General features: G+C 38.5%; 19 protein-coding genes and 1 pseudogene. 13 read left to right on the top strand and 7 right to left on the bottom strand.

Annotated features, from left to right (window positions below):
* The first annotated feature begins 1 nt into the window (after position 1).
* From D8863_RS08385 to rpsD, 3 genes are all read left to right on the top strand, one after another.
* On the top strand, positions 2-700 hold the full coding sequence (locus D8863_RS08385; protein ID WP_000751226.1) for a response regulator transcription factor: 699 nt from the start codon (positions 2-4) through the stop codon (positions 698-700).
* Positions 697-1,731, top strand: a complete 1,035-nt coding sequence (locus D8863_RS08390) for a sensor histidine kinase (protein WP_125441636.1) — start codon at positions 697-699, stop codon at positions 1,729-1,731. Before D8863_RS08385 ends, D8863_RS08390 begins: the two co-directional genes overlap by 4 nt.
* Positions 1,732-1,933: 202 nt before the next feature.
* Positions 1,934-2,545 carry a 30S ribosomal protein S4 gene (gene rpsD / locus D8863_RS08395; protein WP_000092756.1) on the top strand — a complete coding sequence of 204 codons (612 nt, stop codon included), beginning with the start codon at positions 1,934-1,936 and terminating at the stop codon, positions 2,543-2,545.
* A 93-nt stretch (positions 2,546-2,638) separates the two neighbouring features.
* Here the strand turns inward: rpsD and D8863_RS08400 are convergent.
* Positions 2,639-3,139, bottom strand: a pseudogene (locus D8863_RS08400) (site-specific integrase); the annotation flags it as partial.
* A gap of 220 nt (positions 3,140-3,359) precedes the next feature.
* Here D8863_RS08400 and D8863_RS08405 point away from each other — a divergent pair.
* From D8863_RS08405 to D8863_RS08420, 5 genes are all read left to right on the top strand, one after another.
* A complete protein-coding gene (locus tag D8863_RS08405; RefSeq protein WP_125441637.1) occupies positions 3,360-5,081 on the top strand; it encodes a hypothetical protein in 1,722 nt (573 codons plus the stop codon).
* Between the two features lie 13 nt (positions 5,082-5,094).
* A complete protein-coding gene (locus D8863_RS11095; protein WP_185761471.1) occupies positions 5,095-5,271 on the top strand; it encodes a hypothetical protein in 177 nt (58 codons plus the stop codon).
* Positions 5,271-5,735 carry a hypothetical protein gene (locus D8863_RS08410; RefSeq protein WP_001039967.1) on the top strand — a complete coding sequence of 155 codons (465 nt, stop codon included), beginning with the start codon at positions 5,271-5,273 and terminating at the stop codon, positions 5,733-5,735. Before D8863_RS11095 ends, D8863_RS08410 begins: the two co-directional genes overlap by 1 nt.
* The gene (locus D8863_RS08415; protein ID WP_125441638.1) at positions 5,736-7,313 is read left to right on the top strand and encodes an AAA family ATPase; all 1,578 of its coding nucleotides are present in this window, start codon (positions 5,736-5,738) and stop codon (positions 7,311-7,313) included.
* A gap of 147 nt (positions 7,314-7,460) precedes the next feature.
* Positions 7,461-7,943: a hypothetical protein gene (locus tag D8863_RS08420; protein ID WP_125441639.1), complete on the top strand. Its 483-nt coding sequence runs from the start codon at positions 7,461-7,463 to the stop codon at positions 7,941-7,943.
* Between the two features lie 499 nt (positions 7,944-8,442).
* On the opposite strand, the gene D8863_RS08425 is transcribed toward D8863_RS08420, so the two are convergent.
* From D8863_RS08425 to D8863_RS08445, 5 genes are all read right to left on the bottom strand, one after another.
* On the bottom strand, positions 8,443-9,405 hold the full coding sequence (locus tag D8863_RS08425) for an Abi family protein (RefSeq protein ID WP_125441640.1): 963 nt from the start codon (positions 9,403-9,405) through the stop codon (positions 8,443-8,445).
* Positions 9,406-9,549: 144 nt separating this feature from the next.
* A complete protein-coding gene (gene rpmG, locus D8863_RS08430; protein ID WP_001265622.1) occupies positions 9,550-9,699 on the bottom strand; it encodes a 50S ribosomal protein L33 in 150 nt (49 codons plus the stop codon).
* A 15-nt stretch (positions 9,700-9,714) separates the two neighbouring features.
* Positions 9,715-9,897, bottom strand: a complete 183-nt coding sequence (gene rpmF, locus D8863_RS08435) for a 50S ribosomal protein L32 (protein WP_000290417.1) — start codon at positions 9,895-9,897, stop codon at positions 9,715-9,717.
* A 151-nt stretch (positions 9,898-10,048) separates the two neighbouring features.
* Positions 10,049-10,249: a type II toxin-antitoxin system antitoxin gene (locus D8863_RS08440; protein WP_000796544.1), complete on the bottom strand. Its 201-nt coding sequence runs from the start codon at positions 10,247-10,249 to the stop codon at positions 10,049-10,051.
* Positions 10,250-10,251: 2 nt separating this feature from the next.
* Positions 10,252-11,259 carry an SPFH domain-containing protein gene (locus tag D8863_RS08445; protein WP_125441641.1) on the bottom strand — a complete coding sequence of 336 codons (1,008 nt, stop codon included), beginning with the start codon at positions 11,257-11,259 and terminating at the stop codon, positions 10,252-10,254.
* Positions 11,260-11,443: 184 nt separating this feature from the next.
* Between D8863_RS08445 and ilvD the strand changes: the two genes are divergently transcribed.
* Positions 11,444-13,147 (top strand): dihydroxy-acid dehydratase, encoded by a 1,704-nt coding sequence (gene ilvD / locus D8863_RS08450; protein ID WP_000137343.1) that lies wholly within the window; start codon positions 11,444-11,446, stop codon positions 13,145-13,147.
* 165 nt (positions 13,148-13,312) lie between these two features.
* On the opposite strand, the gene D8863_RS08455 is transcribed toward ilvD, so the two are convergent.
* A complete protein-coding gene (locus D8863_RS08455; protein ID WP_001206380.1) occupies positions 13,313-13,654 on the bottom strand; it encodes a metal-sulfur cluster assembly factor in 342 nt (113 codons plus the stop codon).
* 123 nt (positions 13,655-13,777) lie between these two features.
* On the opposite strand from D8863_RS08455, the gene D8863_RS08465 reads away from it, so the two are divergent.
* The 4 genes from D8863_RS08465 to D8863_RS08480 all read left to right on the top strand — a co-directional run bounded on the left by D8863_RS08465 (position 13,778) and on the right by D8863_RS08480 (position 18,294).
* Positions 13,778-14,629: a helix-turn-helix domain-containing protein gene (locus D8863_RS08465; protein WP_125441642.1), complete on the top strand. Its 852-nt coding sequence runs from the start codon at positions 13,778-13,780 to the stop codon at positions 14,627-14,629.
* Positions 14,630-14,826: 197 nt separating this feature from the next.
* Positions 14,827-16,074: an MFS transporter gene (locus D8863_RS08470; protein WP_125441643.1), complete on the top strand. Its 1,248-nt coding sequence runs from the start codon at positions 14,827-14,829 to the stop codon at positions 16,072-16,074.
* A 77-nt stretch (positions 16,075-16,151) separates the two neighbouring features.
* Complete coding sequence (gene hisS, locus D8863_RS08475; RefSeq protein ID WP_125441644.1) at positions 16,152-17,432, top strand: histidine--tRNA ligase; 1,281 nt, start codon at positions 16,152-16,154, stop codon at positions 17,430-17,432.
* A gap of 220 nt (positions 17,433-17,652) precedes the next feature.
* Positions 17,653-18,294: a CPBP family intramembrane glutamic endopeptidase gene (locus D8863_RS08480; RefSeq protein WP_125441645.1), complete on the top strand. Its 642-nt coding sequence runs from the start codon at positions 17,653-17,655 to the stop codon at positions 18,292-18,294.
* The last annotated feature ends 1 nt before the right edge of the window (position 18,295 follow it).

Below are 18,295 nucleotides of genomic sequence, written 5' to 3' on the forward strand. Positions count from 1 at the left end.
GATGAAAAAGACAATTTTGCTGGTTGATGATGAGATAGATATTCTAGATATTCAAAACCGCTATCTTATACAGGCAGGTTACGATGTTTTGGTTGCCCATGATGGTAAGGAGGGATTAGAACTTTTCAGAAAAAAATCTATCGACCTCATTATCACAGATATCATGATGCCCAATATGGACGGTTATGATTTTATCAGTGAAGTTCAGTATATCGCTCCGGATCAACCCTTCCTCTTTACAACTGCTAAGACAAGCGAACAGGATAAGATTTATGGATTAAGTTTGGGGGCAGATGATTTTATAGTCAAACCCTTTAGCCCACGCGAATTGGTTTTAAGAGTGAATAATATCTTGCGTCGCCTTAGCCGTGGAAGAGAGACAGAACAGATCGAGTTTGGTGACTTGGTAATCAACCATGTGACTCATGAGGTTCGCATTGGGGATCAACCTTTGGAATTGACAGTAAAATCCTTTGAACTTCTATGGATATTGGCCAGCAATCCTGAGAGAGTCTTTTCAAAGACGGAACTTTACGAGAAGGTATGGCAAGAGGACTATGTGGATGATACCAATACACTCAATGTTCATATCCATGCTTTGAGGCAAGAGTTGACCAAGTATACAAATTCAAATGCTCCTGCTATCAAAACTGTCTGGGGTTTGGGCTATAAGATGGAAAGACCAAGAGGTAGAAAATGAAATTAAAAAACTATATTTTAGTGGGGTATCTAGTGTCGACTCTACTAACGATTTTGGTCGTTTTCTGGGCAGTCCAACGGATGTTGATTGAGAAAAGTGAAGTTTACTTTCTAGTTGGAATGACCTTGATTGCTAGTTTCATTGGCGCTGCAGTGAGCATCTTTCTTTTGTCGCCTGTGTTCTCTTCTCTGAAACATTTGAAAAAACAAGCGCAGGATATAGCCAGCAAGGATTTCAGCACAGAAATTGAAACCAAAGGCCCATTAGAATTTCAAGAGCTGGGCCAGGCTTTTAATGACATGTCTCACAATTTGCAGGCTACCTTTCAATCACTTGATGAGAGCGAGCAAGAAAAGAGAATGATGATTGCGCAGCTCTCTCACGATATTAAAACTCCCATTACTTCCATTCAGGTTACTGTGGAGGGAATTCTAGATGGAGTGATCAAGGAAGAGGAGCGGCTCCACTACTTAGCCACGATTGGTCGGCAAACTGAGCGTCTAAACAAGCTAGTGGAGGAATTGGATGTTTTGACTCTCAATACACAACCTCAAGATACTGCTACTGAAGAAGTTGAAGAGGTCTTTTTAGATCAGCTGTTGATTGAGTCAATGAGTGAATTTCAACTCCAGATTGAACAAGAGGAGCGAGATGTTTACATTCAAGTATCACCTGAGTCGGCGAAAATCAAGAGCCATTCTGACAAACTTTCTCGCATTTTAGTTAATTTGTTAAACAATGCCTTTAAATATTCAGAACCAGGAACCAGAATCGAGGTTCTTGCCCAATTAACAGAACAAGAGCTGACAATCAGTGTGAAAGACGAGGGTCAGGGAATCCTTCCTGAGGATTTGGAAAAGATCTTTAAACGACTTTATCGTGTAGAAACTTCGCGCAATATGAAGACAGGTGGACATGGATTAGGTCTTGCGATTGCACGCGAACTAGCCCATCAGCTTGGTGGCGAAATCACAGCAGAAAGTCAGTATGGCTTAGGAAGCAAGTTTACATTCAGCCTCAATTTGAAATAAAGCCGTAAAATCCCTTTACAAATCTAGCTTTTCATGGTACAATAGCCTTTGTGTGAAATAGCAGCAGGAAAGCATGAAGCTCGTCAACAGGTGTCTTATGACAAGTAACCTTGGCTGTTTAGGCGAAGGGCATCTGCACGAATCAGGGCTTTCTAAGTGACTATTTCCACCGAAATATTATTTATATCAGGAGGATATACACATGTCACGTTATACAGGACCATCTTGGAAACAAGCTCGTCGCCTTGGCCTTTCACTTACAGGTACAGGTAAAGAATTGGCACGTCGTAACTACGTACCAGGACAACACGGACCAAACAACCGTTCTAAATTGTCAGAATACGGTTTGCAATTGGCTGAAAAACAAAAACTTCGTTTCACTTACGGTGTAGGTGAAAAACAATTCCGTAACTTGTTCGTACAAGCTACAAAAATCAAAGGCGGAATCCTAGGTTTCAACTTCATGCTTCTTTTGGAACGTCGTTTGGATAACGTTGTTTACCGTCTTGGCCTTGCGACTACTCGTCGTCAAGCTCGTCAATTCGTAAACCACGGTCACATCCTTGTTGACGGAAAACGCGTTGATATCCCATCATACCGCGTAACTCCAGGTCAAGTGATCTCAGTTCGTGAAAAATCATTGAAAGTTCCAGCAATCCTTGAAGCAGTAGAAGCTACTCTTGGACGTCCAGCATTCGTATCATTCGACGCTGAAAAATTGGAAGGTTCATTGACTCGCTTGCCAGAACGCGACGAAATCAACCCAGAAATCAACGAAGCACTTGTCGTTGAATTCTACAACAAAATGCTTTAATTTTAAGAAACATCTTACAGAAAGCCTACAACAGTGGGCTTTTTGCTTTGTCTTAAAACGTTGATTTCTGGGTTTGTTCAGTTATTTGTTCAGTTATAAACTTTTTAGTGCAGTTTCATAGAATGAGACTGCTTTTTTTGCGTTCTCTTTTGAGAGATGACTGTATATATCCATGGTCATAGATAATTGGGAATGTCCTAGACGGTGCTGAAGTTCCTTGTAAGGTATTCCAGAGTTAAGCAAGAGACTAGCGTGAGTATGGCGAAAACCATGAAAACCAATGTTAGGTACGTCAGCACGTTTAAAGTGAGTTCTTAACCTGGTTTGTAGAGTTCGATTATTGGGGTACTCATTTATGAAGTCAGAAAAGACGACAGTTTCAGAGCGCCCAAGTTGCCAAGCTTCTTGTACTTGTCTATGTTTGTACTGCTTCAGCATACTAACAGTCGCTTGATCTATATCGATATCACGATAGCTAGATTTTGATTTAGGACTATTGAGTTCTTGATTATAGTTTAGTGTTTTTGTGATATGCACAATGGCATTATCTAAGTCAATATCAGACCATTCAAGCGCTAGAGCCTCATTGATATGATAATCGATTTCTATATACCAAAAATACCTATCGAGTAACTATAAGGTCAGCGCGAATCAAATACTTTCGCTTCATTCTTATGATAAGTTGAATTAATAAAATAATTATGATATTCTTTTTCTATAAGGAAAAAATCAAAATGATTTTAAGATAGTTTATTTAGAAAATTAGTCAAAATTTTTTCTAATTAATTTGGAAATCATTAACAAGGGGGATATTATGGCTGAAAGAATAATACATCAAGCTGATCTTCGTGAAATCGAGAAAAGTTTGCGCTCTATCCATGAAGGATTACGAACAATTGATGCTAGAGTTGATGTAGCAAACGAAAATCTTCAAATCGTTTATGATGAAATTGGTAGTTTAGCACAAGAATTTCATGAATTTGTGAATATCCAACAAAAAGCTAATAGATTAGGACAAGCTGAAACTCGACTGGTAAAAATCCGTCAGGAAATTGAGAAGAAATATGGACATTATGATATTGTTCGTCGTACTACCACAGGGATTTTACAAGCTGATGATTTAGGAATTGTCAAAAAGGAAACAATCAGCACTGCAACAGAAGAACTAATGATATCAACTCCAGGTTACTGGCTTGCTCCATGCTTAGTTGCATTAGCAGCATGGATAAATAATCAACCCGAGTTAGCTGAAAAAGCAGTCAAGGAAGGGATTAAACGAAACGATGAAAAAACCTCCCTTTTCTTTGCCTTAATTTGTAGAAGAGCTAACAGAAAGAACGCATGCCTTAAGTGGACTCAACGTTATCTAGCTAATCAAGATGAAGAAAATCTCGACAGAAATTCTATAATTATCTTAGATGCTTTTGCAAGTGGACTCTTGGGAGCTGATACCGAAGGAGTTATCTCACGTCAAATGAATGAATGGCTCAGCCGACTTGAAGAAAAACCTGGTTTTACTGAACAGCAAACAGAACAATGGTCCGAAGCTATTAACTTAAAAAGAAGCGAAATAGATGAAGATTTATACCCTAACCTAAGAAAATATAGTGATAGTTGGCCTGTACTAGAGGATATTCTCGAAGGGGCTCATCTTCATGAACAAATGCTAAACTACCTAACCGATATTTTTGAGAAAAAAGGTTCTACAGAAAGCGTCAAAAATCAATTAGATGATATTTTAGACACACTTGTGACTGATTTTGACAACGAAGAATTAGCTCTTCGAAAACAAGAAAAATTCGAGCAGTTTGTGGTTGACTTCGGAGGAGATGACAACCGTGCTCATCAAAACATGAATATTGAAGTGACTGCATTTGAAACCCATAAAGATTTCACCCAGTTACTTACGGATGCAGCAATGAAACCCGAATCTTCTCACTCAAGTATATCAACCCAAAAATTTGCATTGGCTCTTTCTCGTGATTGGGTAACAAACGCTTATAATGACGTTACTGCAAAAAATCGCATGAAGATTCCTTACGAAATTGAAATTAATGTGGATACTTTTAATGATAAATCAACAGATGGCCAAAACGAAAACGAGTTGATTGAAAAATTCAATTCTCAGATTGACTCTGAAAAAGAACAAACTTTGTCAAACTACTTCCCAAGTTTATTTGATAAATTCCTTTTGTATGGTGGTATAGCTATCGGAGTAATTGGTTTAATGATGATTTTTGGGAATATTTTCTTAGGTTTAATAGCTATTATAGCGGGGATTGTTATGGTTCTTAAGCATAAATCTAATATTGAAAACATTGAAACGAATCGCAAGAAAATTGAAGAACAATACGAGAATAAAAGAGTGAATGGTGAACAAATTATAAGAGCTACTCTAGCTGAAATTGTAGACTTTAGAATTGAATTCGCAGAGAGAGATGCTGAAAGCACTAAAGTTCTTGATTTCCTCGAACAAATAAGACCTGAACAATATGTAAACAAGTTGGCATCATCTAATAGAAAGATTAAAATTTGAGGAGGTAATTGACATGGATGAAAAATATAAAGGCGATAGTAAGCCATCATCTAATAACACCACTCCATTTAAGAGCATTAATACTGAAGAAGATATCACTGAAGAACCTATGAGCGTGTTTGCTGAGGGACTCCCTTCATGGGATATTGTGCCCCCACAATTGCTAGTCAGAAGGAAACGGCAAAAATAATGAATAAACCACAAACATATGCAGAATGGGTAAATGTCTTAGCTATTTTTAAAAACAAAGATGATGATGAAACAGTTTTAAAAATGATGAAATCTGGAACTATCGAATGGCAATACGGTGTGGCAGAACGTTTCTCTACAAAGTTAATTGACGCTGTTAATTACCGTATGAATGTAGCTTCAGATAAGTTTCAAAATGATTTACTAAAATCCCAAGGATACGAGGGAGCTATTATTCAAGCAATTCTTTCTTTGAGAAAAGAAATGACGTTCTTAGCTGAAGCAATCAATCTTCCTGTAATTCCGGATAAAGAGCGACAACACTACCTAAATCTCGTTATAGAACAAGCTAATAGTATGCAAAAATCTTTAGAAGAATCCGCAAAACAGGACCGAAGCGGGAAAATGTCAAGTATTATTAGAAATCATAAAATTAATTCTTTTTTAAATAAAGGTGAACAGTAAATGAGCAATATAGTAAAAAGCAAAGAACTTCTTACGAGATATTCACTTGCAAGAATTCCTTTTATTGCTATCAATACCATTGAGCCAAGTAGAACATTAGATATGTTGAAGGGAATATCTGAAGAATTACAACTTCCGTTCAACGTATATACTCTCACCAAAGGTGTGTATGATCTTAGTTCTGGTAAGAATGTTAACGATGATAAATCTATTTATGGTGCAATAGATTACATGACGGACCAAATGCAAAAGAAACAATACCAAACTATTGTACTGACAGAAGTTCCGGATCTTAGTAATGAAAATAGCGATTCTAAACAAGTCTTAGCACTGGTCAATCTAGCCAATGAAACTGGAGGCGTTGTAATAGTTTTTACCAATACCCCTATTTGGAATCAACTTCAACGGCAAGGTATGACAGTAAAAATAGATTTACCTAACGAAGAGGAAATGTACTCAATAATTCAAGAATACATTGACGACTATAGAAACGATATCCAGATTGAATGGGACAACTCCGATATTCGAGAAGCTGCAGCAGCTCTCAATGGGGTAACTAGAATTGAGGCGGAGAACGTTATCGCTGCTTTGATTGCAAATAAGTGCATAAGAAAATCTGATTTAGATGAGATAAGATTTGCAAAAGATCGCCTATTCTCTGATATCTCTGGTCTAGAAAAAATCGTTGTAGATGATTCTGTAAAGGATGTCGGAGGACTTGAAGGATTAAGGAAGTGGCTTAATGAAAAGAAAGAACTACTAACTCCCGAAAAGAAAGATATGTTACGTGAGAAAGGATTGCAACCACCTAGAGGAATACTCCTAGTAGGTGTCCCTGGATGCGGAAAATCTTTATCTGCTAAATCAATTTCTGCTAACTGGAAACTTCCATTATATCGTTTAGATTTTGCAACGGTTCAAGGAAGTTATGTAGGTCAGTCTGAACAGCAACTCAAAGATGCTCTAACTACCGCTGAGAATGTATCTCCATGTATTTTATGGATTGATGAAATAGAAAAAGGACTATCAGGAGCTACTGGAGGCGCTAATGATGGCGGTGTATCTACTCGTATGGTTGGTCAATTCTTATTCTGGATGCAAGAATGCAAAAAACAAGTTTTTGTAGTTGCAACAGCTAATGATGTGTCTATGCTTCCATCAGAACTTCTCCGTCGAGGAAGATTTGATGAGTTATTCTTTGTTGATCTACCTACTGCAGATGAGCGTAAAGAAATACTTGCTTTGTATTTTAAAAAATACTTAAGTCTAGAATTTGAAGGAGATTTTTCTGATAATATCATTCAAATAAGTGATGGTTTCACTGGTGCGGACTTAGAATCGACAGTTAGAGATTTAGCTTACCGAGCTATCGCTAATAACAATTTTATTCTCAACAAAGAGAATATCATGAATGCCTTCAATAATGTAGTCCCCCTCTCTCAAACTAGCCCAGAAAAAATTGAGGCTATTAGAGATTGGGGGAAAGAAAGAGCTGTTCCTGCATCTGGAAAACCAATCGGTGGAGAGGGACTTGTTCATAAACAAAGTGGACTTAAAACAAGAAAAGTACTTGTTTAATAAGTTCATTATTTGGACACGGTAACTGTAATCTCAGTTTCGTGTCCATTTTTATAATTCCTTAAATGAAGATCTATTCTGAGAGTACCATTAAAAGGAATCTTAAATTGCAAAATATAACTTATAACACGATTAGGAGAAAAATAGATGCCTAGACCAATGTTAAATCCATACCAATCCCAAAAACAAACACAAGCAAGCCATATCATGACTTCTAACTTAAAACAACCACAGATAGATAAATTGAGTTTAGATAGGCTTCTAAGAAAATCACGGTCTAAAGAATATATGGATGCTATTCATCAACTAGATGCAGGAGGACATGTTCATAATAAAAAGGAAGTAAATGAAATTATTAATACAATCAAGTCGGAATTCCCAGATGTGGATATTAATGGAATTCTCCTAGGTTTTGTAGCAAAATGTTATTTAGGAGTACCTTACGAAGCGCACACCCTAGACTTAGTTGGAGAAATCATTGAGCATTATAAACGAGGAGAGATATTACCTGGTGGACTCGATAAAGCCAAAAGCATTGCTTTACATGGAGGATATGATTTTATCGAAGTTTATACAGACTGTTGTCGAGCAATTAACTCAAATGGTTCCGTATCAGTTATAAAAGACTAATTATGTATAGAACAGTAACATATGGCATACAGAGAATTTCATAAATAATTGGTAATTAACCTAAAAGGATACTATTAGGTAACAGGAAAAATTCATCTCGATGTTAAAACGACTACTGTATTATCTTTGTAATATAGTAAAATTATCAGGAATCGCTTGGAATAATTAATTTGTTTGTCTCTATGTAATAACAAGAATTAGTGGCATGAAAGTATAGCTATATAGTAGGACACAAAATATCTATTACCAACGCGCTACTTAGCTAGTGGGGGCGACATTCGGCGGTTCCGCCTATTCTCTTTTATAACTAAGCCCATAGAAATAAATCTAAGGTTTTTGTGCACTTATATTGTATACTCAAGATTTTAAAAACACAAAAAAATGACTCCTGAAATAAATTCACAAGTCATCTAGTATAGTCTCTAATAATCTATACTGCAATCAATAAAAGAATTATATCATTTTATCTCAGTTTTTGTCAAGTAGTGTAAGTAAAAAGTCACACATAATTACTAATACTATTTATTTTATTGTATATATTCGATCCGAGAATTCTATTGAATTCACTACTTGGGATTTCAGTATTTAAATTATCCACAATCTGTTTAAAATCTCTGATTAACCTTCTTAATTCTGTTTTTGAATAACCAAATGCCTTTAAGTACATGACTATAAGCATGAAATAGTCTACGATCGAATTAAATATTATATTTGCATTGTTATATTTTATACTCATATCGTTCAAAAGTGTTTGATTGATATGACGATTCTTAAAACGAGTATCAAAAATAATATGATTATGTGCAATCGCATTTCTCAATTCGTTTAAAATAAATATATGATTTGTTAGATGACTTCCATCAGTATCCATAGGGTCACGGATTCCAAGTATATTAAGCACATTTATTCGGTAATTTCTATTCATTTGCTTAACAAAATCACCGAGTTTCCCAAACGAGAGAATTTCAAATACTATCCACAAAGGAATCTGATTTCCTGAATTAATTTTATGTGTAACCATTTTATTCTTATCATAGTTCATGTGAATGCTACTATGAATATTTTTTTGAAGATACAAACGTTTTTTGAGCATATTTGTCCTTTGATTAGTATTAAAATATATATAATCATCTAATTTTTTAATGTATATGTCTTCAAATGTTGGGTCACTGTTGCTTACTAATTCATCTAAAATATAATTTTTAATAGATGTTTCACAAGAAACTAAAGGCGAGAATAGTAAATCTTTTAATGCTGTGTCAAAGTTATAAATAGCTATTATTTCATCAAAGTTACTTAATCTGAATAATCTTTGTCTAGATTTATAAAAACGATATCCTTTATAACCATGGTAATAACCCATTCTCAGTAAATGTTTTTTATGTTTAGAACCATATATAGTAATTCCATGGTTATTTCTTATATGCCTCATTAAACTATTGATTGATTGACCGTTCACCATTTAAAATTACTCCATTCCTTTAACTTTGCTTTCGATAAAATTAATTTCATTATAATAAAACACCCCAAGTTAGGTTTTTCTGTCTAACTTTTGAGGTGTAGTTCAAATCAGAGTTTTTCTTATGTATTGATTCGTATTGAATGCTTACTTAACCTCTGTAAACACAACGTGTTTGCGAAGTTTTGGTGAGTATTTCTTCAATTGAAGACGGTCTGGAGTGTTACGTTTGTTTTTAGAAGTAAGGTACAAGCGTTCACCAGATTCTTTGTGTTCAAGTGTAATGTTTACGCGCATGGTATCTCCCTTCTATTATTCAGCTGATGCAGCTTTAGCGATTTTACGTCCTTTGTAGTATCCTTTAAGTGATACACGGTGAGAACGTGAGTAATCTCCAGTAGTTTCGTCAAAGTTTACAGATGGAGCTGTTACTTTGTAGTGTGTACGACGTTTGTTTTTCTTCGCTTTTGAAGTGCGACGTGCAGGTACTGCCATTTTGATTTCTCCTTTAGGTATTTAAATTCGATTCAATCTAGTGATTTTCATCAACCATACTAGGATAACACATTTTTTTTGTAAAGTAAAGTTACTTGACAAAAAAAGATGAAAAAATTCTCCCGTCCGACCCAGCAGACAGGAGAAGGTGTTAAATATCAATCTCAAATGGTTCATCAATGGTTTCTGATACGTATTTTCCATCTTTCTTTCGTTGCTTGACACACTCTGTGAGGAGATATTCGATTTGCCCATTGACTGAACGAAAGTCGTCTTCTGCCCATGATGCGAGTGCAGCGTATAACTTTGTTGAGAGTCGAAGGGGGATCTGCTTTTTTTTAGCTTCAGCCATCTTTAGTAAAGACTTCCTGCGTTGACAATTGGTTGTGCATCATGATTACCACAGAGAACGACTAGGAGATTTGAAACCATGGCAGCTTTTCGTTCTTCGTCAAGTTCTACCAACTCTCCTTCATTGAGACGTTCTAGTGCCATTTCAACCATTCCTACAGCGCCGTCTACAATCATCTTACGGGCATCAATAATGGCAGATGCTTGTTGACGTTGAAGCATAACAGCTGCAATTTCTGGAGCGTAAGCTAGGTAAGTAATACGTGCCTCAAGGATTTCCAAGCCAGCATCTTCTACGCGACTTTGGATTTCTTCACGAATACGGTTAGCTACAATTTCGCTAGAGCCACGGAGACTTCCTTCATCTGCTTGTCCATCCCCTGTAGTATCTACATTGGGAGACACATCGTAAGGATAGATGCGGACAATATTACGAAGGGCGCTATCACACTGCAAAGAGAGATATTCCTTGTAGTTGTCAACGTTGAAGACTGCCTTAGCGGTATCGACAACTCTCCAAGTTACCGCAATTCCAATTTCAACAGGGTTACCTAAGCAATCGTTAATCTTTTGACGGGAATTGCTCAAAGTCATAACTTTTAGAGAAATCTGTTTCTTGCCAATTTCAAGGTTTACATCATTGCCATTTGATGATTTCATTCCTGAAAAAGGAGATTTTGTGCTAACATCACCACTTTGACCAAGTCGAGTGTGGTTTGCAGGGTTAACTGCTACGCTGAAGGGATTGACAAAGTAAAAACCAGGTTCTTTGATGGTGCCTGTATAGTTACCAAAGAGTGTCAGAACCAGAGCTTCCTGAGGTTTGACAACTTTTAAACCAGCATGAGCTAGGCCTGCAATTAAGCTTAATAAAAGTCCGATAATAATTCCAAAAACGTTTTCTGAACCAGCACCCATTATAAATATAAAGATACCAAGTACGAGTGTCAACTCAATGAGAATCAATGCGAATACACCATTTGGTTTTGAATTGATGAGTTTTTCAGTCATAAGAATGACCTCCTGCTATATGATATCTAAATGATATCACTTTGTTTTAGAAAGTCAAGAAATAAATGTGACATTATTAAAGAAAATATTACTGTATAGAATTTTCTGAAAATTCAAGAATTTTCTTCTGTTCATTGCTTTTAAAATGTGCTATAATAGTAGAAACTGAAACGGGAGGGATAAGATGACTGAATTAGATAAACGTCACCGCAGTAGCATTTATGACAGCATGGTTAAATCACCAAACCGTGCTATGCTTCGTGCCACTGGTATGACAGATAAGGACTTTGAAACACCGATTGTGGGAGTGATTTCGACTTGGGCGGAAAATACACCATGTAACATTCACTTGCATGATTTTGGGAAATTGGCGAAAGAAGGTGTCAAATCTGCAGGGGCTTGGCCTGTTCAGTTTGGAACCATTACCGTAGCGGACGGGATTGCCATGGGAACGCCTGGTATGCGTTTCTCTTTGACATCTCGTGACATCATCGCAGACTCAATCGAAGCGGCTATGGGTGGTCACAACGTCGATGCTTTCGTTGCTATCGGTGGCTGTGACAAGAACATGCCTGGTTCTATGATTGCCATTGCTAATATGGATATCCCAGCCATTTTCGCCTATGGTGGTACCATTGCACCGGGAAATCTTGATGGCAAAGACATTGACTTGGTTTCTGTCTTTGAGGGAATCGGGAAATGGAACCACGGTGACATGACAGCTGAGGACGTGAAACGTCTTGAATGTAATGCCTGCCCGGGCCCTGGTGGCTGTGGTGGTATGTATACAGCTAATACCATGGCGACTGCTATCGAAGTTCTTGGTATGAGTTTGCCAGGATCTTCATCTCACCCAGCTGAATCAGCCGACAAGAAAGAAGATATCGAAGCAGCAGGACGTGCTGTTGTTAAGATGCTGGAGCTTGGTCTCAAACCATCTGATATCTTGACTCGTGAAGCCTTTGAAGATGCCATCACTGTAACCATGGCTCTCGGTGGTTCTACAAATGCCACTCTTCACTTGCTTGCTATTGCCCATGCGGCTAATGTTGATTTGTCCCTTGAGGACTTCAATACGATCCAAGAACGTGTGCCTCACTTGGCCGACTTGAAACCATCTGGTCAGTATGTCTTCCAAGACCTCTATGAAGTCGGTGGTGTGCCTGCGGTTATGAAATATCTCTTGGCAAATGGTTTCCTTCATGGAGACCGCATCACATGTACTGGTAAGACTGTTGCTGAGAACTTAGCTGACTTTGCAGACCTTACCCCAGGTCAAAAAGTCATCATGCCACTTGAAAATCCAAAACGTGCAGACGGTCCGCTTATCATCTTGAACGGGAACCTTGCCCCTGACGGTGCGGTTGCTAAAGTATCAGGTGTGAAAGTGCGTCGTCACGTTGGACCTGCTAAGGTCTTTGACTCAGAAGAAGATGCTATCCAGGCTGTCTTGACAGACGAAATCGTTGATGGTGATGTAGTTGTTGTTCGTTTCGTTGGACCTAAGGGTGGTCCTGGTATGCCTGAGATGCTGTCCCTTTCATCCATGATCGTTGGTAAAGGTCAAGGAGACAAGGTTGCCCTCTTGACGGATGGTCGTTTCTCTGGTGGTACATATGGTCTGGTTGTCGGACATATCGCTCCTGAAGCTCAGGATGGTGGACCGATTGCTTACCTTCGTACAGGGGATATCGTTACAGTTGACCAAGATACCAAAGAAATTTCCATGGCCGTATCTGAAGAAGAACTTGAAAAACGCAAGGCAGAAACAACCTTGCCACCACTTTACAGCCGTGGTGTCCTCGGTAAATACGCCCATATCGTATCATCCGCTTCTCGCGGAGCCGTGACAGACTTCTGGAATATGGACAAGTCAGGTAAAAAATAAACTCATACTCTTCGAAAATCTCTTCAAACCACGTCAACGTCGCCTTGCCGTACTCAAGTACAGCCTGCGGCTAGTTTCCTAGTTTGCTCTTTGATTTTCATTGAGTATCAAAAAGCAAGCCATCTTCGGCTTGCTTCTTTTTATCTTCAAAAGTGATTTGCCTCATTAACGAGGTGGCAGTCCGAGGGCAATGCGTCCGTAGCGACTGATTCGTGTGATCTTCCAAGCAGGCGACCAAGTAACTTCAACCTTGACATCTTCGATACCCTCGATTTGTTTCAGACCTGCGACGATTTCGATAGGTAGGCTTTCGGCGCAATCGCAGGCGGTGTCGGTGAAGGTCATGACAATCTTGCAGAGGCCTGTTTCGTCCAGATTGATTTCATAAATCAGTCCTAGATTGTAAACATCCAATTCCACATCTGTATCAAAAACCTTCTCTAGTTTTTCGATAATTTGGTCTTGCAAGGCCAAAGCACGGTCATTGATTTTGATATCCTCTCTCATTACAGTCCCTCCACGTGATAAATATCCTCTATTTTCTCATAATTCTGACAATTTGGCAAGTTTTTGATGAATTTTCTGAAAAATATGATAAAATGAAGAAAATACGGAATCAAGGGGAAGTCTATGGAGCAGATTGGAAAAGTCTTTAGACAATTACGAGAGTCAAGAAATATCTCGCTGAGACAAGCAACTGGGGGACAATTTTCGCCGTCCATGTTGTCCCGATTTGAAACAGGTCAGAGTGAGCTTTCGGTGGAAAAGTTTCTATTTGCCCTAGAAAATATATCTGCTAGTGTAGAGGAAATCCTCTTTCTGGCGAGAGGTTTTCAGTATGATACAGATTCGGAGTTGAGAAAAGAAATCACAGATGTTTTGGATTTAAAGAATATAGCACCTCTTGAGGACTTATATCGCAAGGAGTATCAAAAGCATGCCCATTCTCAAAACAAACAGAAACATATTCTAAATGCCATCATTATCAAGTCTTATATGAAGAGTATGGATGAAACGGTTGAGTTAACGGCAGAGGAAGGGAAAGTCCTTCATGACTACTTGTTTTCTACTGAGATTTGGGGAATCTATGAACTCAATTTGTTCTCAGTCAGTTCTCCGTTCTTGTCTGTTTCTCTTTTTACTAGATATGTACGAGAAATGGTCCGCAAATCCGATTTTCTAATGGAAATGTCTAGTAATCGAAACCTTTTTCACACCATGCTATTGAATGGTTTTTTAGCCAGCATTGAGTATGAAGAATTTACCAATGCCTCTTATTTTAAACGTGTCATCAAAGAGCATTTCTACAAGGAAAATGAGACCTATTTCCGAATTGTCTATTTGTGGGCTGAAGGTCTTCTTGATAGCAAGCAGGGTAGAGTCAAGGAAGGACAAAAAAAGATGGAAGATGCTGTCCATATTTTTGAGATGCTTGGTTGTAACAAATCTGCCGAATACTATAGAAATACACCCGATTGTTGAATATCTGCAAACTAAGAAAATAATTTGAAAATTTAAGCGATAGAACTTTTGACTACTCTCAGGTCGTTACAAAAGTTCTATCGTTTCTTTGCTCATTTTGTGTGTTGCATATATTCAAAAGTTTTCCCTTTCAATTTCTAAGTGCTATACTATAGTCATACTTCATATAGGGATTATAACAAGAAGGGAGATTACCTATGAAACTATTGTTTAGAAATCAAGCTTATCGACTCTTGACTTTGTCGCGCTTCTTCAATGCCTTTGGTGCTTCGATTTTTAACCTGGTATTTATCGTTTATGCATCGACCTTGCTACAAGCCTCTTTTGCTGTTGCTATGGCGAATATTGTCATGATTCTTCCGACTCTCTTTACAGTTTTTGTAGGGATTCGGGCAGATTACACAAGGGACAAGGTCAAATGGATGGTCTATAGCGGTTTGTTTCAGGCGGTTTTATTTTTTCTGGCAGCCCTAGTTGTTCAGCAAGCTAGTCTCTTTGCCTTTTCTAGCCTGTGTTTGATCAATGTCATCAGTGATGTGATCAGTGATTTTGCTGGTGGTTTGCGCATGCCTCTCGTTAAGGAAAAAGTGGCTGAAAATGATCTGATGGAGGCTTATTCTTTTTCCCAGTTTATCACCTATATTTCAGCTATTGGTGGTCAAGCTTTTGGAGTTTGGCTCTTAGGTCTATCGGTCAACAATTTTTCCCTTGTTGCGGGAATCAATGCCTGTTTTTTCCTAGTATCAGCTGCTATTCTCTTTTTAGGAAGAAGCAAATTGAACCTGTCAATTTCATCTGCTGATGGTGAAATCCTTAAAAATGATAAGCTTTCTATCAAAGACCAGTTTCTATCGATTTACCGAAATTTACGTCTCGTTTTTCTAAAAAGTGGACAGAAAAACTTTGGTTTTATGCTCTTTGCTGTCTTGCTTATCAATGCCTTGGGTGGCGCTTTAGGAAGCATCTATAACATCTTCTTTTTGAGCCATTCTCTCTTGAATTTTTCTTATACAGAGGCACTATTTATCAGTCAAGTCTGTGCTTTAGTAGCAGTCATCATCAGTAGCCTTACGGGCAATGATTATTTTGGGAAGCAGTCTTTGCCTAGATTGATGATGTGGGCGACCGTAGGACTCAGTCTAGTTGGTCTAGCTAACGTATTTAATCAAGTCGTGCTTGGTTTACTATTTCTCTTTTTAACTCTCTATGTGTCTGGTAAAGTTTCACCAAAGATTAGTGCCATGCTCATGAAAAATCTAGATCCAGATGTTCTAGCTCGTACCAGTAATTTTTTGGGTTTATTGTTTACCTTATCCATACCTGTGGGAACAGCTTGTTTTTCACTTATAGCTGTATGGAATATACAGTTGACTTGGATGCTATTTGTTGGTCTTTCCTTGCTAGCTATTCTTTTGACAATTATTAATCTCAAAAATGATATCTAAATCCTAATTTTTTCTCACTGTTTTAATCCCTCTATTTATGGTAAAATAAGACTATTAAGTTATAAAGAGGATTCCCTATGAAATTACAAAAACCAAAAGGAACGCAGGATATTTTACCTGCTGAGTCTGCCAAATGGCAGTACGTTGAGGGCTTTGCCCGTGAGATTTTCAAGCGCTATAACTATGCAGAAGTGCGCACGCCTATTTTTGAACATTACGAGGTCATCAGCCGTTCTGTAGGGGACACGACCGATATCGTGACCAAGGAAATGTACGATTTTTACGACAAGGGAGACCGTCATATTACCCTCCGTCCAGAAGGAACTGCTCCAGTCGTTCGTTCTTATGTGGAAAACAAACTCTTCGCCCCAGAAGTTCAAAAACCAAGCAAGTTCTACTACATGGGGCCAATGTTCCGCTATGAGCGTCCACAGGCAGGGCGTTTGCGCCAGTTCCACCAGATTGGTGTCGAGTGTTTTGGCTCTAGCAATCCAGCTACTGATGTGGAAACCATCGCTATGGCAGCCCATTTCTTGAAAGAAATCGGCATCCAAGGTGTCAAATTACACCTCAACACTCTCGGAAATCCTGAGAGCCGTGCGGCTTATCGTCAGGCCTTGATCGACTATTTGACACCGCTCAAGGAGACCTTGTCTAAGGATAGCCAACGTCGTTTGGAGGAAAATCCTCTCCGTATCTTGGACTCTAAGGAAAAAGAAGACAAGGTGGCAGTAGAGAATGCTCCGTCTATCTTGGACTTCCTTGATGAAGAAAGCCAAGCTCATTTTGATGCCGTCCGTCAGATGTTGGAAAATCTTGGAGTAGACTATATCATCGATACCAATATGGTACGTGGTTTGGACTACTACAACCACACGATTTTTGAGTTTATCACTGAGATTGAGGGCAATGACTTGACGGTCTGTGCGGGTGGTCGCTATGATGGCTTGGTTGCCTACTTTGGTGGCCCTGAGACTGCTGGATTTGGTTTTGGACTTGGTGTAGAGCGCCTGCTTCTCATCCTTGAAAAGCAAGGTGTGACCCTCCCTATCGAAAACGCTCTAGATGTTTATATCGCAGTCTTGGGAGAAGGCGCAAATGTTAAGGCCTTGGAATTGGTACAAGCCCTTCGCCAACAAGGATTCAAAGCAGAACGTGACTACCTCAACCGAAAGCTCAAAGCTCAGTTCAAGTCCGCCGATGTCTTTGCGGCTAAGACTCTCATCACGCTAGGGGAGAGTGAAGTTGAAAGCAGACAAGTGACGGTCAAAAACAACCAAACACGAGAAGAAGTGCAAGTGTCACTTGATGCTATCAATCAAAATTTCTCAGAAATCTTTGAAAAATTAGGCTTTTAATGACAGATAAACTGGTCAGGAATATATCCTGACTCTCTTTTTCCTAGGATCAACATTGCTTTTGCTTGCTTAAAAATATCTTTATAAAACCATTACTACCGTTTCTATTTTTGCAAGAGGAATTCTCTTATTAGCCCTTTTAGTTGCGACTGTATTCCACATTTTTATCAAGATGATGTGAATAACAATGCTAAGTCTTCATTTCAAATAGGAGTCTTTTATGAAATTACTTAAAAATCTTGGCTGGTTTCTTCTAGCTGTTCTATCCTTTTTCTTTGGCTATGGTCTGGTTCAGAGTACGGCGCTGTCAGCTCTTGGACTAGGGGCTTCAATCTTTGGAGTCTTACCACTTTATGTCGTCCTATCAGGGGCCTATGTTTATGGAGTTTACAGATGGTATCAGTCAGAAAAGGTTAGCATCCAGACGACAGCTTTTAATCGTTATATCTGGTTGCCAACCCTGGTTTTGCTAGTGGCGATTACAGCCCAGTTCTTTTTACCAGAAGATCCGTCAGTCAATCAACAAATCGTATCACAATTGACAGTTGCTCAGCCTGTCTTTGGTTTCTTTATGGTAGTGGTCTTTGCTCCTCTGACGGAAGAACTCATCTTTAGAGGGATGCTGGCGCGCTATCTCTTTCCTGAGCAGAACAACAGCAAACAGACAGCTCTGTTTCTCCTCGTATCGAGTGTGCTTTTTGCCTTGATTCATCTTCCAGGAACTTTGCAACAGTTTTTAGTTTATGCTAGTCTGGGATTGAGTTTGGGTCTGGCTTATGTAAGCCGAAAAGGTCTTCTTCACAGCATTTCTCTCCACGCTTTGAATAATTTAATCGGCTTTTTGATGATACTCATGCTATAAT

It is taken from the genome of Streptococcus oralis (assembly GCF_003943825.1).
GTDB classification, from domain to species: Bacteria; Bacillota; Bacilli; order Lactobacillales; family Streptococcaceae; genus Streptococcus; species Streptococcus oralis_CD.